Raw genomic sequence first — 13,960 nt, 5'->3', positions numbered from 1 at the left:
GGCTAGAGTCATGTACTTAGTTGGCCTAACCGGGGGAATAGCGGCCGGAAAATCAACGGTTGCGGATTTCTGGACTCGACAGGGCGCAATCGAAGTTGATGCCGACGCTCTTGCTCGTGAGGCAGTAGCACCGGGAACTCCGGGGGCGGCAAAGATTCTCGAACTTTTCGGCAGCTCGGTCTTCAACCCTGACTGCACGCTAAATCGCCCGGCACTGGGTGAACTTGTGTTCAACGACCGAGAAAAGCGTGAACAGTTGGAGGCAATTGTGCATCCGATTGTTAAGGCTCTGGCCAAGGAGCGGGTAGCTGCATTTCCAGAGGACTCAATCGTTATCTACAATGTTCCGCTACTAGTAGAAGCCTCCGTTGACCTACCGTTTGACCTTGTTGTCACCGTTGAAGCCCCGATTGAGAAACAACTCGATCGGCTAGTCAAGATTCGTGGCCTTAGTCAGCAGGAGGCTGCCGCACGCATCGCCTCTCAAGCCAGCCCAGCGCAACGAGCCAATGTTGCCGACGTGATTTTGAACTCAAACCAAGATCTCATTTTGCTCCTCAAGGATGCCGAGCTGCTATGGCAACGAATCGAACGGGAAGCCTCAGCCAAGTTTTCTGCTTGAGCATATCGACATGGAAGCAACCAGATCTTTTGCACCTTTCCAGGTGATTAGCGAGTACACACCCTCGGGCGACCAGCCAACCGCAATTGCTGACCTTGCCGCTCGGATCAATGCCGGCGAGAAGGACGTTGTACTGCTCGGTGCTACCGGTACTGGTAAATCTGCAACCACCGCCTGGCTAATTGAAGCCGTGCAGCGGCCAACCTTGGTCTTGGCTCACAACAAGACCTTGGCAGCTCAGCTGGTGAATGAATTCCGTGAATTGTTGCCTAATAATGCCGTGGAGTACTTCGTAAGTTACTACGATTACTACCAGCCAGAAGCCTACGTGGCTCAGACAGATACATTCATTGAAAAGGACTCCTCAATCAACGAGGAAGTTGAGCGCCTTCGCTACTCGGCAACCACGAGTTTGTTAAGTCGCCGCGATGTTGTTGTAGTGAGCACTGTTTCTTGCATTTATGGCCTCGGTGCTCCTGAGGAGTATCTAAATTCTCGGGTTTCACTTCAGGTTGGGCAACAAATTGACCGAGATGACCTAATTCGCAAATTCGTGTCTATGCAGTACGCCCGTAATGACATCGATTTTTCACGCGGAAACTTCCGCGTCAAGGGTGACACCATCGAAATCATCCCGGTGAACGAGGAGATGGCAATTCGAATCGAATTCTTCGGTGACGAAATTGAGGCTCTTTACTCGCTGTTTCCACTTACAGGCGAGATTGCCAAAACAGAATCTGCTGTCTCAATTTTCCCAGCTTCGCTCTACATGGCTGGGCCAGACCGCATGGGTAAAGCCATAGAGGGTATCGAAGAAGAGTTAGTTTGGCGCGTCAAAGAGCTAGAGAGCCAGGGCAAGCTCCTCGAAGCTCAGCGCTTGAAAATGAGAACCACGTTTGACTTAGAAATGATCAACGAACTTGGATTCTGCTCGGGAATCGAGAACTACTCTCGGCACATCGACGGGCGCGAGCCAGGCTCGGCACCTAGCTGCCTCTTGGATTACTTCCCAGAAGACTTCCTTACCGTCATCGACGAGTCCCACGTTACGGTGCCGCAGATCGGTGCCATGTATGAGGGAGACTCAAGCCGTAAACGAAACCTGGTCGAGTATGGCTTCCGACTGCCCTCGGCACTTGACAATCGACCGCTAAAATTTAGCGAATTTCAGGAGCGAGTGGGCCAGACGGTTTACCTATCCGCCACCCCAGGCAAGTACGAAATGAACCTCGGGGCCGGAATCGTCGAACAAATTATTCGCCCAACCGGTCTGATTGATCCTGAAATTGTGATCAAGCCGAGCAAGGGTCAAATCGATGATCTGCTCGAGGAGATTCGCATACGTGCGGCCAAAGATGAGCGAGTCTTGGTAACTACTCTCACCAAGAAAATGGCAGAAGAACTGACCGATTTCTTGACCGAGGCTGGCGTCAGGGTTCGCTACCTTCACTCCGATGTCGACACTCTGCGGCGCGTTGAACTGCTGCGCGAACTGCGGAGCGGCGTCTTCGACGTCCTGATCGGAATTAACCTGCTCAGAGAAGGCTTGGACTTACCCGAAGTTTCTCTGGTCAGCATTTTGGACGCCGATAAAGAGGGCTTCCTGCGGTCGACGACATCGCTCATTCAGACCATTGGTCGTGCTGCACGAAACATCAACGGCCAAGTGCATATGTATGCCGACAACCTCACCGATTCAATGGCGCGGGCGATTGAAGAGACCAATCGCAGGCGAGCCAAGCAGGTTGCCTACAACAAAGCTCACGGCGTGGACCCGCAGCCGTTGCGCAAGAAGATTGCAGACATCACCGATCAGATTTTGCGCGAAGAGCAAGACACGGCTGAACTGCTCGAGAAGGCCAGCAAAAAGAAGACCCGTGACGGTAAATCAGTGATTCCGGTTAAGTCCCGCAAGGGCATCGCGTCTATGGCCCAAGAAGAAATACTTTCGATCATCGTCGACCTCGATGCGCAGATGAAGGAAGCCGCAGTCGAACTCAAATTTGAGCTTGCAGCGCGACTTAGAGATGAAATATCTGAACTCAAACATGAGCTTCGGCAAATGGAAAAAGCTGGACACGTTTAGGCGTGCCAGAACTACAGCAAGGTTAAACTTCAAAGATGCCGATTACACCGATAAGCCATGAAAACAAGCTAGTCATCAAGGGTGCTCGAGTTCACAATCTTAAGAACGTGAACCTTGAGGTACCCCGTGACGCGATGGTTGTCTTTACTGGACTTAGTGGTTCCGGTAAGTCATCGTTGGCATTTGACACGATCTTTGCTGAGGGTCAGCGTCGATACGTTGAATCGCTGTCTGCCTATGCAAGACAGTTCCTTGGTCAGGTTGACCGACCAGATGTTGACTTTATCGAGGGTTTAAGCCCGGCAGTTTCGATCGATCAGAAGTCCACAAATCGAAACCCTCGTTCAACGGTGGGAACCATCACCGAAATTCACGACTACTTGCGCCTGCTCTGGGCTCGCGTCGGTGTGCCTTACTGTGCCGAATGCGGCGAGAAGATTGTCAAACAGACTCCGCAACAGATTGTCGACCAAATTCTTGAACTACCTGAGGGCACTCGGTTTCAGATTCTGGCCCAAATCGTCGACCAAAAAAAGGGCGAGTTCGTTGATCTGTTCAAAGAGCTCAACTGCCAAGGTTTTGCCCGCGCCGTGGTTGACGGCGAGGTTGTGCAGCTGGCTGACGCCAAACCGCTAAAAAAGACGTTCAAGCACGACATCTCAGTGGTCATCGACCGACTGGTGGCAAAGCCAGAGATTATTGGTCGCCTAGCTGATTCGGTCGAAACCGGCCTCAAACTAGCCGGAGGGCGCATCCTAGTTGACCTTGTCGACGATCCGGCCGGACCGGGGAAGACACGAGTTTTCAGTGAGAAAATGTCTTGCCCGAATGAACACCCGCTAAGTCTCACCGAGATTGAACCTAGAACTTTCTCTTTTAACGCCCCGTTCGGTGCTTGCCCTCAGTGTTCTGGCCTCGGAGTAAAGCAGGCGGTTGACGCCGAGCTCGTTATCGGTGACCCAGACGCGAGCATTAATGGGGGAGTTATCCTCCCTTGGTCGACCCAGGGAAAGGGTTTGTTTCACTATTTCTCGCGAATGCTTGAAGGTCTAGCCGACGACCTGGAGTTCTCACTAGACACCCCTTGGAAGAAGCTGCCCGAAGAGGTGCAGCAGGCCGTACTTCATGGAAACAACTTCGATGTTCAGGTTAAGTGGAAGAACAAGTACGGTCGCGAACTGCGCTACACCACCGGATTCGAGGGTGTTTTGGGCTACATCGAGCGCAAATACCTTGAGTCTGAAAACGACTACGCCAGGGCTAAGTGGTCAGGTTTTCTTCGAGAGATTCCGTGCCCAGCGTGCGCCGGGCAACGCTTAAAGCCTGAAGTTCTCGCTGTGAAGGTGGCTGGCGTCAGCATCGCCGACGTAGCCGCGATGAGCCTCGGTGATGCGGTCAAGTTCTTCGAAACCATCGTCCTAGATGAACGAGACGTAAAAATTGCGGCACAGGTACTTCGTGAAATCAGGGCCAGGCTGGACTTCTTGATGGCAGTTGGTCTCGACTACCTGTCACTAGAGCGCGCCGCCGGTTCACTTTCGGGCGGTGAGGCGCAGCGCATTCGATTGGCTACGCAAATCGGTTCTGGCCTAACCGGTGTTTTGTACGTACTCGATGAACCTTCGATTGGTCTTCACCAGCGCGACAACCGCAGACTCATCGACACCCTGATCAAACTTCGCGACCTTGGCAACACCTTGATTGTCGTGGAGCATGACGAGGACACCATCAAGGCCTCTGACTGGGTTGTCGACATTGGCCCAGGTGCAGGTGTTAACGGTGGTGAGGTGGTTCACAGTGGCCCTTATGCAGCCCTGCTAGAGAATCAAAACTCACTAACCGGTGCATTCCTGTCCGGACGTGAGGCCATCGTTACACCAAAGAAGCGCCGGTCAATTGACCCAAAGCGCAAGCTAAAGGTAGTCGGTGCCCGCGAAAACAATCTGCAAAATGTAGACGTGGAATTCCCGCTGGGCGTTCTAACGGCGGTCACGGGTGTCAGCGGATCGGGCAAGTCTTCACTGGTCAACGACGTGCTCTACGAAGTTCTGGCCAACAGCCTGAACGGAGCCAAGGGCGTGGCTGGACGTCACACCCGCATCGAGGGAATCGAACTTCTCGACAAGGTTGTGCACGTCGACCAAAACCCAATTGGTCGAACTCCGCGTTCAAATCCGGCAACCTACACCGGTGTCTTTGATCACATCCGAAAGTTGTTTGCTGAGACCCAAGAGTCAAAAGCCAGGGGATACCAGCAGGGCAGGTTCTCTTTCAATGTAAAGGGTGGGCGCTGTGAGTCTTGCTCGGGTGATGGAACCCTAAAAATTGAGATGAACTTTCTACCGGATGTATACGTGGCCTGTGAAGTTTGTCACGGTGCCCGTTACAACCGTGAGACTCTCCAGGTGCTTTATAAGGGTAAGAACATCGCCGAGGTTCTTGAAATGCCAATCGCTGAAGCCGCTGAATTCTTTGCACCGATAAGTTCAATCGCCCGATACCTAGAGACTCTTGTCGAAGTTGGTTTGGGTTACGTCCGCCTCGGTCAGAGTGCAACCACCCTCTCAGGCGGAGAGGCCCAGCGTGTCAAGTTGGCCACCGAACTCCAACGCAGATCTAACGGCCGAAGCATTTATGTTTTGGATGAACCAACCACCGGTCTCCACTTCGAGGACGTTCGAAAACTCCTATTGGTCCTGAATGGTCTGGTTGAAAAGGGCAACACCGTGTTAGTCATCGAACACAACCTCGATGTGATTAAGTCTTCCGACTGGATTATCGACATGGGCCCAGAGGGCGGATCACGCGGTGGTCAGGTGGTTGCCATCGGAACACCAGAGCAGGTAGCGGCTAACCAGAAATCATTCACAGGCGGATTCCTCAAGGAGCTGCTCAGCTAATGGCCAATGAGCTCTCGTTTCGGCCAAAAACCAGCGAGATTCCAACTAATCCCGGGGTTTACCGTTGGCTTGATGCCAGCGGCCGTGTGCTTTACGTGGGGAAGGCAAAAAACCTAAGGGCCAGACTCAGTAACTACTTTGGCCCGTTGGATAGCCTTCACGAACGAACCCGAAGAATGGTGACTTCGGCCGCTGATGTGCAGTGGACCATTGTCAAAACCGAGTACGAGGCGCTTCAGCTTGAGTTCACTTGGATCAAGGAATATGACCCACCTTTCAACGTTCGCTTCAAGGATGACAAAACCTACCCGTACCTTGGCGTATCCATTGGAGAAGAGGTTCCTCGGGCCTTCATCACTCGCACGCGCGACCTAAAGGGAGTTAAGTACTTCGGCCCCTACACACAGGCCTGGGCTGTTCGGGAGACCCTGGACACTCTGCTGAAGGTCTATCCGGTTCGATCCTGCACCAAAGGCGTTTATCAGCGCGCCAAGGCTTCCAATCGGGCCTGCCTGTTAGGCGACATTGGCAAATGCGCGGCCCCCTGCGTAGACCGAGTAACTAAGAGCGAGCACCGAGCAATCGCCAAAGAATTTATTGACTTCATGTCGGGCGGAGACACTCAACACGTTGAGACGCTTCGCAAGCGGATGTTTGAGGCGAGCGAGAACCAACAGTATGAGCTCGCCGGTCGGCTGCGGGACAACATCGGTGCTCTCGAGCGGGTGCTAGAAAAAAGTACTGTCGTGTTTAGCGATCAAACGGACGCCGACTTATTTGGAATCGCTGATGACGAGCTGGCCGCGGCAGTATCGCAATTCATAGTTCGAGGCGGTCGAATTCGTGGTGTGCGTGGATGGGTGGTCGACAAGGAACTCGAACGAACCCTTCCAGAACTTGTCGAGTACGTCCTTCAAAATGTGTACACCGGCTCCATCGATGCAGAACCGGTCGACATTCCACGCGAGATATTGGTTCCCGTGCTACCGGATGATGCCAAGGATCTAACCCGATGGCTGTCGGCTAAGCGCGGCACTAAAACTGAACTAAGGGTTGCCCAACGTGGCGATAAAGCCGCCTTGGCTTCAACCGCTGAAACCAATGCCAAGCACTCGCTCATGCTCTACAAAACTCGAAGGTCTGCGGACTTCACCGCACGGGCAGATGCGCTGGCGGGAATTCAAAAAGCGCTCCAGCTTGCCGATGCACCACTGCGAATTGAGTGTTTTGACGTTTCGCACCTAGGTGGCACCGGCGTGGTTGCATCAATGGTCGTTTTTGAAGATGGCCTGCCGAAGAAGGACCACTACCGACGCTTCTCGATTGAGAACACCACCGATGATACTGAGTCCATTTACCAGGTGGTCTCCAGGCGACTGAAATATCTCCGCGAACCTCAGGCCAATGCAGCTGAAGAAACAAAATTCAGTTACTTTCCGTCTTTGCTCATAGTGGATGGCGGGCTTCCGCAGGTCAATGCCGCGCAGCGGGCTATCAACGATTCCGGTGTTCCGGGGCTGACCGTAGTTGGCCTCGCAAAACGTCTTGAGGAGATTTGGCGGCCAGGGGAGGAGTACCCGGTAATTCTTCCGCGTGCGACCGACGAACTGTTTCTACTTCAGAGAATTCGAGATGAAGCGCATCGTTTTGCCATCACCTATCAGAGGCAAAAACGTAAAAGCAGTATCGCGACCGAACTGTCCGAGGTTCCTGGCCTCGGTGAGAAACGCGTCTCGGCCTTACTGAAGCACTTCGGGTCGGCTAAGCGGCTCAAACTGGCCAGCGCGGACGAAATATCTTCGGTAGCTGGCATCGGCCCCGTATTGGCTCAAGAGATAGTTAATCGCCTAGAAATCTAAAAACACTCTTCGGCGTGTCGCACTTCGATAGACTGTGATGCACTCAGCTATTTCGACTTCAAATTCAACCGAGGGGAGGGTGTTTTGAACTCAGATAAAAGGCGTGAACTGCTCATCGTCACCGGTATGTCTGGTGCGGGTCGTTCCACAGTTGGCAAGGCACTCGAAGACCTTGGCTGGTACGTGGTCGACAATTTGCCTCCACAGATGTTGAATCCGATTGCTGATCTTTTTACCCTGACCAAAACTCCTTTGCCACGCTTGGCTGTGGTTATCGATGTTCGCGGCGGCGAGTTTTTCTCAGAACTTCAAACTCACCTGAACTCACTTCGCAGCAGAAGCCTTAACCTGCGGGTGCTCTTTCTAGAGGCAACCGATTCAGCCTTGGTCAAGAGGTTCGAATCGGTGCGGCGCCCACACCCGCTCCAGGGGAGCGGTACCATCCTGGACGGCATCGCAGAGGAACGCGTCAGACTATTGAGCCTTCGAGAATCAGCCGATGTGGTCATCGACACCAGTGACCTCAACATTCATCAGCTTTCAAACAAGATTGCCGAGGGATTCACCCTTGAGCAGTCCTCAAAACTTCAAATCAACGTGATGTCTTTTGGTTTCAAATACGGCCTACCTTCTGACGCCGATCTGGTTGCCGATGCAAGGTTCCTGCCGAATCCGTTTTGGCAAGAATCCCTGAGACCGTTTACCGGAGAAGACACAGCGGTCAGCGACTTTGTGTTGAGCCAGTCTGGTGCCCAAGAATTTGTGACCAACTATGTGGCTGCACTCAAGCCGGTTCTTCGCGGCTACCTCAACGAGAACAAGCGTTACGCAACCATCGCGATTGGTTGCACCGGTGGCAAGCACCGATCGGTGGCAATGTCGCGGGCGATTGCTGATGAATTGAATAAAATCCCAGATGTTTCAGTGACGGTCAAGCACCGCGACCTAGGCAAGGAATAACAATGGCACTTACGGCTGACCTCAAGGATGAGCTCGCGCGACTCGAAATCGGAAAAAATTCGGTGCGGGTGGCAGAGCTGTCCACAATTCTGAGATTTTCAGGCGGTCTTCACCTAATCTCTGGCCGGGTTGCGGTTGAAGTCGAGCTCGACACTGCCCAGATTGCTCGCCGCGTTCGCAAAGACCTAACTGACCTTTTTGGCATCGATAGTGAGATGGCGGTGATTTCCCCTTCAGGGATTCGTCGAAGCAGTCGCTACCAAATCCGAGTTTTGCACCAGGGTGATGTTTTGGCTCGTCAAACCGGCCTTCTAGACCAGCGGGGGCGCCCAGTGCGAGGGTTGCCTGCCAATTTGGTTTCGGGTTCAATTCAAGAAGCGCAGGCTGTTTGGCGAGGCGCATTTTTGGCGCACGGTTCACTAACCGACCCAGGCCGCTCGGCCGCACTAGAAATTACCGCCCCCGGTAATGAGGCTGCAATGGCTCTGGTTGGCGTTGCCCGCAGATTGGGTGTCACCGCAAAGGCCCGCGAGGTACGTGGTGTTTACCGAGTAACCGTCCGTGAGGGTGAGGCCATTGCCACCATGCTGACCCAGATGGGTGCACACACGCAGGTACTGCGCTGGGAAGAAATGCGTCTCCGCAGAGAGGTGCGGGCAACTGCCAATCGACTCGCAAACTTCGACGACGCAAACCTTCGCCGCTCGGCGCAGGCTGCCGTTGCAGCTGGTGCACGCGTGGAACGCGCCCTTGAGATTCTCGGCGAGGACATTCCCGAGCACCTTCGTTACGCTGGCCAGTTGAGGCTCAAGCACAAGCAAGCCAGCCTGGATGAGCTGGGTCACCTAGCTGACCCGGCCATGACCAAAGACGCTATTGCAGGTCGAATTCGCCGTCTGCTGGCGATGGCAGACAAGCGAGCCGAGGATCTAGGAATCCCAGCGACCGACGCCTTTTTGCCTGAGGATCTCGACGAGTAAAACTCAGGAATAACCTGAACCTAATTTTGACTAGGCTTTTTATAAACCCAACTAGGAGAAACCAATGACCAAGTACGTTTTGCCAGAACTTAGCTACGACTACTCAGCTCTTGAACCAAGCATTTCGGCTCGGATTATGGAGTTGCACCACTCGAAGCACCACGCTGCTTATGTAGCCGGCGCCAACGCGACTCTTGACCTTCTTGAGGAAGCTCGCGCTAAGAACGACTTCACCTGGGTAAACAAGCTTCAGAAGGACCTTGCTTTCCACCTTGGTGGTCACATCAACCACTCGATCTTCTGGAAGAACCTAACCGCAGCAAACACCGATCGCCCAGAGGGTGAGTTGGCTGCAGCAATCGACGAGTTCTTCGGCTCATTTGAGGCGTTCCAAGCCCACTTCAACGCGTCAGCTATGGGAATTCAGGGCTCGGGATGGTCATTCCTAGCCTGGGACCTAGTCGGTCAGCGCCTAATTATTGAGCAGCTATACGACCAGCAGGGCAACGTCATCCCGACCACCGTCCCGCTGCTAATGCTTGACATGTGGGAGCACGCTTTCTACCTCGACTACCAGAACGTCAAGGGCGACTATGTAAAGGCTTTCTGGAACATCATCAACTGGTCTGACATTCAGGCACGTTTCGAAGCCGCACGCACGAAAACAGACGGTCTACTGCTATTCTGATAAGAGTTTTTCCACCCAAAGACGCGTGGCAACTAGCACCCAAATAACTAATCAAAACACGCGTCAATTTGTGGCGCCTAACCTCCCTGGAGAACTAAGTGGCTATTCGTGTTGGAATCAACGGCTTCGGTCGTATTGGTCGTAACTACCTTCGTGCAGCATTGGCAAAGGGCACCGAGCTTGAAATCGTCGCAGTAAACGACCTAAGTGACCCAAAGTCACTGGCTCACCTGCTTAAGTACGACTCAGTAACCGGTCGTCTACCTCAGGACGTTTCAGTTGACGGCCAGAACATCATCGTTGGCGGTCAGGTCATCAAGGTTCTTGCCGAGCGCAACCCTGCAGACCTAGGCTGGGGAGACCTTGGCGTTGACATCGTTATCGAGTCAACAGGTCGTTTCACCGACGCAGAAGCAGCCAAGGCTCACATCGCAGCTGGCGCCAAGAAGGTTCTAATCTCTGCCCCAGCAACCGGCGAGGACGCAACCTTCGTTCTAGGTGTAAACGATCACCTATACGACTCAGAGAAGCACCACATCATCTCAAATGCTTCTTGCACCACCAACTGCTTGGCTCCGTTCGCAAAGGTATTCAACGACAAGTTCGGTATTGAGAACGGTCTGATGACCACTGTTCACGCTTACACCGCTGACCAGAACCTTCAGGACGGCCCTCACGGCGACCTTCGTCGTGCACGCGCAGCTGCAATCAACATTGTTCCTTCATCAACCGGTGCTGCTAAGGCAATCGGCCTAGTTCTTCCTGAACTAAAGGGCAAGCTAGATGGCTACGCACTTCGCGTTCCAGTTCCAACCGGTTCGATCACCGACCTAACCTTGGTTTCAAAGACCGATGTAACCGTTGAGGAAATCAAGGCAGCCTACAAGGCAGCTTCAGAGTCTGGCCCAATGGTTGGAATCTTGAAGTACACCGAGGACGAGATCGTTTCAAGCGACATCGTTACCGATGCACACTCATCAATCGTTGACGCAGGCCTAATCAAGGTCATCGGCCGTACCGTAAAGATCAGCTCTTGGTACGACAACGAGTGGGGTTACTCAAACCGCTTGGTAGAACTTACCGAGCTAGTTGCCAGCAAGCTCTAAACCCCAAACAAAATGTGGCCCTCATGTAGGGCCGTGAAAGATCAAAATGCGTAAACTCTCCGACCTGCCAAATCTTGATGGAAAGCGGGTAGTAATCCGCTGCGACCTCAACGTTCCACTAGATGGAACCAGAATTACCGACGATGGTCGCATCGTTGCCTCTGTTCCAACCATCAAGTACCTGGTCGACCAGGGCGCCAAGGTAGTGGTTATCTCACACCTTGGCCGCCCAGAGGGTGCGCCGGATGCCAAGTACTCACTCGAACCTGCTGCAAAGCGTTTGGGTGAGCTACTTGGACAGCCAGTTTTCTTCGCATCAGACACAGTCGGCAGCGAAGCCAAGGGTGCCGTCAAGGCACTGGCTCGCGGCGGAGTCGTGGTTCTAGAGAACCTACGCTTCAATGCGGCTGAGACCAGCAAGGATGCTTCAGAGCGTGAAGCTTTTGCCGCAAAACTTGCTGAGTTTGGTGACTTCTTCATCAGCGATGGTTTCGGTGTGGTCCACCGCAAGCAGGCATCGGTGTTTGAACTAGCCAAGGCCCTGCCAAGCGCCTGTGGTCTTCTAATTGAGAAAGAACTAGATGTTCTAACTCGCCTAACCAGCACCCCAGAACGCCCATATGCCGTTGTTCTAGGCGGCTCTAAGGTTTCAGACAAGCTTGGTGTGATTGATCACCTGCTTCCAACCGTAAACAAGCTCTTGGTTGGTGGCGGTATGGTGTTCACATTCCTTGCTGCTCAGGGCTACAAGGTTGGCTCGAGCCTTCTTGAAGTTGATCAAATCGAAACCTGTAAAGAGTACCTATCCCGTGCCGAGGCCCTGGGTGTAGAGGTAATTCTGCCAACCGACATCGTAGTTGCATCAAAATTTGGCGCTGACGCCGAAGTGGCTGTAACTGCTGCAAGTGAAATTGAGTCTTCTCCGTTTGGTTCAACCGGCCTGGGTCTAGACATCGGTCCAGAATCTGCTGCACGTTTTGCAGCTGAAGTTGCTGCCGCCAAGACTGTCTTTTGGAATGGCCCAATGGGCGTATTTGAAATTGACAAATTTGCCGGCGGAACTCGCGCCGTTGCTAAAGCCCTTACCGAAGTTAACGGACTAAGCGTTGTCGGAGGCGGCGATTCAGCAGCAGCCGTTCGAATTCTTGGATTTGAAGACAACCAGTTTGGTCACATCTCAACCGGTGGCGGTGCCAGCCTAGAGTTCCTCGAGGGCAAGAACCTACCTGGCCTCGACGTACTTAACTAATCTTTTTCTAACTCACATCAACCAACTGGAGAATCCCATGGCAAACCGTGTTCCGCTAATTGCAGGTAACTGGAAAATGAACCTCGACCACCAGCAGGCAATCGCCCTGGTGCAGAAGCTCTCATGGACCTTGAGTGATGCCGGTCACGACTTTAAGTCGGCTGAGGTTGTGGTGTTCCCTCCATTTACTGACATTCGCAGTGTTCAGACCCTGATTGATGCAGAGAAAATGGAACTTGGCCTTGGAGCACAGGACCTCTCAAAGCACGATTCAGGTGCCTACACAGGTGAAATCTCGGGTGCATTCCTAAGCAAGCTGGACGTAAAGTACGTACTTATCGGTCACAGTGAGCGTCGCCAGTACCACGCAGAAAACGATGAGGTCGTTCAGGCCAAGACCGCAGCGGCCTTCCGCCACGGCATCATCCCAGTTATCTGCGTCGGCGAGACACTTGAAGAACTTGAGTCTGAGGGCCAGAGCGCGGTACCTGTTCGTCAGACTTTGGCAGCCCTTGCCGGTCACGAAAAGCTTGGCGAGTTTGTAATTGCCTACGAGCCAGTCTGGGCAATCGGAACCGGAAAGGTTGCAACCGCCGAGGAAGCTGCTGCTGTCTGTGGCAAAATCCGCGAAGCGCTTGCTGCCGAGTTTGGCACTGAACTTGCACAGGCCACCCGAATTCTTTACGGCGGATCAGTCAAGGCAGCAAACGTTGCCGGCTTCCTGCGCAGTACCGAAGTTGATGGAGTTCTGGTCGGTGGCGCGAGCTTGGATGCTGAAGAGTTCAGCGGCATTGCTCGATTCCAGAAGCACATCGCTCTATAATTTCAGAAGTACTCAAACTAAAGGATTCCAATGCTCGCGCTTCAGATTGCACTTCAGGTGCTTCTAGCAATTACCAGCCTTTTGCTGACCCTAATGATTTTGCTTCACAAGGGTCGCGGTGGCGGTCTGTCTGACATGTTTGGTGGCGGTGTCACCAGCAGCATGAATTCATCAGGCGTGGCCGAGCGTAACCTGAACCGAATCACCATCATTTTGGGAGTCGTCTGGGTCGTTGTAATCATCACCCTAGGCCTGTTCACACGATTCAACCTAGTGGCCTAAAGCTAGAACATGTCTAACGGGGGTTCTTCAATTCGGGGGTCACGCGTTGGTGCGGGGCCAATGGGTGAAGTAGATCGCGGTCACGCGGTTGGGCGAATCACAGTAAGTTTTTACTGTTCAAATGGTCACGAGTACAACGCAAACTACATTTCAGCCATCGCGCTTGAAGACATTCCACAGGAAATCGACTGCCCAAAGTGCGGTCTTCCAGCTGGGCACGACAAAGCAAATCCACCAGTTGTAGCAAAGCACGAGCCTTACAAAACGCACCTGGCCTATGTCAAAGAGCGTAGAACCGAGGAAGAGGCAGCTGAGTTGCTTGACTCTGCGGTTTCGGCAGTTCGTGAACGCCGGCAGCGACTGGCTGAAGAAGAACTTAACAAGTAACAAAAAAAGGACCCACGC

12 protein-coding genes are annotated in these 13,960 nt (G+C 53.2%); all 12 read left to right on the top strand.

What is annotated here, in order from left to right; genetic code table 11:
- Positions 1–10: 10 nt before the first annotated feature.
- The 12 genes from coaE (at position 11) to OO731_RS02925 (ending at position 13,942) form a co-directional block, all read left to right on the top strand.
- Positions 11–622: a dephospho-CoA kinase gene (gene coaE / locus OO731_RS02980; RefSeq protein ID WP_264890594.1), complete on the top strand. Its 612-nt coding sequence runs from the start codon at positions 11–13 to the stop codon at positions 620–622.
- Between the two features lie 10 nt (positions 623–632).
- Positions 633–2,708: an excinuclease ABC subunit UvrB gene (uvrB, locus tag OO731_RS02975; protein WP_138315482.1), complete on the top strand. Its 2,076-nt coding sequence runs from the start codon at positions 633–635 to the stop codon at positions 2,706–2,708.
- Between the two features lie 35 nt (positions 2,709–2,743).
- Positions 2,744–5,608 (top strand): excinuclease ABC subunit UvrA, encoded by a 2,865-nt coding sequence (gene uvrA, locus OO731_RS02970; protein ID WP_264890593.1) that lies wholly within the window; start codon positions 2,744–2,746, stop codon positions 5,606–5,608.
- The gene (uvrC, locus tag OO731_RS02965; RefSeq protein WP_264890592.1) at positions 5,608–7,467 is read left to right on the top strand and encodes an excinuclease ABC subunit UvrC; all 1,860 of its coding nucleotides are present in this window, start codon (positions 5,608–5,610) and stop codon (positions 7,465–7,467) included. The genes uvrA and uvrC overlap by 1 nt, the downstream gene beginning before the upstream one ends.
- 84 nt (positions 7,468–7,551) lie before the next feature.
- Positions 7,552–8,427, top strand: coding sequence for an RNase adapter RapZ (gene rapZ / locus OO731_RS02960; protein WP_264890591.1), 876 nt, complete (start codon positions 7,552–7,554; stop codon positions 8,425–8,427).
- 2 nt (positions 8,428–8,429) lie between these two features.
- On the top strand, positions 8,430–9,407 hold the full coding sequence (gene whiA, locus OO731_RS02955; protein WP_138275325.1) for a DNA-binding protein WhiA: 978 nt from the start codon (positions 8,430–8,432) through the stop codon (positions 9,405–9,407).
- A gap of 64 nt (positions 9,408–9,471) precedes the next feature.
- Entirely contained in the window at positions 9,472–10,095 is a 624-nt protein-coding gene (locus OO731_RS02950; RefSeq protein ID WP_138275324.1) for a superoxide dismutase, read from the top strand.
- Positions 10,096–10,193: 98 nt separating this feature from the next.
- Positions 10,194–11,201, top strand: coding sequence for a type I glyceraldehyde-3-phosphate dehydrogenase (gene gap / locus OO731_RS02945; protein ID WP_264890590.1), 1,008 nt, complete (start codon positions 10,194–10,196; stop codon positions 11,199–11,201).
- Between the two features lie 40 nt (positions 11,202–11,241).
- Positions 11,242–12,450 carry a phosphoglycerate kinase gene (locus OO731_RS02940; RefSeq protein ID WP_272501204.1) on the top strand — a complete coding sequence of 403 codons (1,209 nt, stop codon included), beginning with the start codon at positions 11,242–11,244 and terminating at the stop codon, positions 12,448–12,450.
- A gap of 37 nt (positions 12,451–12,487) precedes the next feature.
- Positions 12,488–13,273, top strand: a complete 786-nt coding sequence (tpiA, locus tag OO731_RS02935) for a triose-phosphate isomerase (protein ID WP_264890588.1) — start codon at positions 12,488–12,490, stop codon at positions 13,271–13,273.
- A 30-nt stretch (positions 13,274–13,303) separates the two neighbouring features.
- Positions 13,304–13,555: a preprotein translocase subunit SecG gene (secG, locus tag OO731_RS02930; protein WP_264890587.1), complete on the top strand. Its 252-nt coding sequence runs from the start codon at positions 13,304–13,306 to the stop codon at positions 13,553–13,555.
- Positions 13,556–13,564: 9 nt separating this feature from the next.
- A complete protein-coding gene (locus OO731_RS02925; RefSeq protein ID WP_138275319.1) occupies positions 13,565–13,942 on the top strand; it encodes an RNA polymerase-binding protein RbpA in 378 nt (125 codons plus the stop codon).
- Positions 13,943–13,960 lie beyond the last annotated feature (18 nt).

The organism is Rhodoluna sp. KAS3, from assembly GCF_026000575.1.
Taxonomy (GTDB): domain Bacteria; phylum Actinomycetota; class Actinomycetes; order Actinomycetales; family Microbacteriaceae; genus Rhodoluna.
Note: the sequence above shows the minus strand (reverse complement) of the source record. Positions and strands in the feature narration are given on the sequence as shown.

Bases quoted from the DNA above. Each gene is read 5' to 3' on its own strand.
- coaE (WP_264890594.1), top strand. From the start codon at position 11: ATGTACTTAGTTGGCCTAACCGGGGGAATAGCGGCCGGAAAATCAACG.
- uvrB (WP_138315482.1), top strand. From the start codon at position 633: ATGGAAGCAACCAGATCTTTTGCACCTTTCCAGGTGATTAGCGAGTAC.
- uvrA (WP_264890593.1), top strand. From the start codon at position 2,744: ATGCCGATTACACCGATAAGCCATGAAAACAAGCTAGTCATCAAGGGT.
- uvrC (WP_264890592.1), top strand. From the start codon at position 5,608: ATGGCCAATGAGCTCTCGTTTCGGCCAAAAACCAGCGAGATTCCAACT.
- whiA (WP_138275325.1), top strand. From the start codon at position 8,430: ATGGCACTTACGGCTGACCTCAAGGATGAGCTCGCGCGACTCGAAATC.
- OO731_RS02950 (WP_138275324.1), top strand. From the start codon at position 9,472: ATGACCAAGTACGTTTTGCCAGAACTTAGCTACGACTACTCAGCTCTT.
- tpiA (WP_264890588.1), top strand. From the start codon at position 12,488: ATGGCAAACCGTGTTCCGCTAATTGCAGGTAACTGGAAAATGAACCTC.
- secG (WP_264890587.1), top strand. From the start codon at position 13,304: ATGCTCGCGCTTCAGATTGCACTTCAGGTGCTTCTAGCAATTACCAGC.
- OO731_RS02925 (WP_138275319.1), top strand. From the start codon at position 13,565: ATGTCTAACGGGGGTTCTTCAATTCGGGGGTCACGCGTTGGTGCGGGG.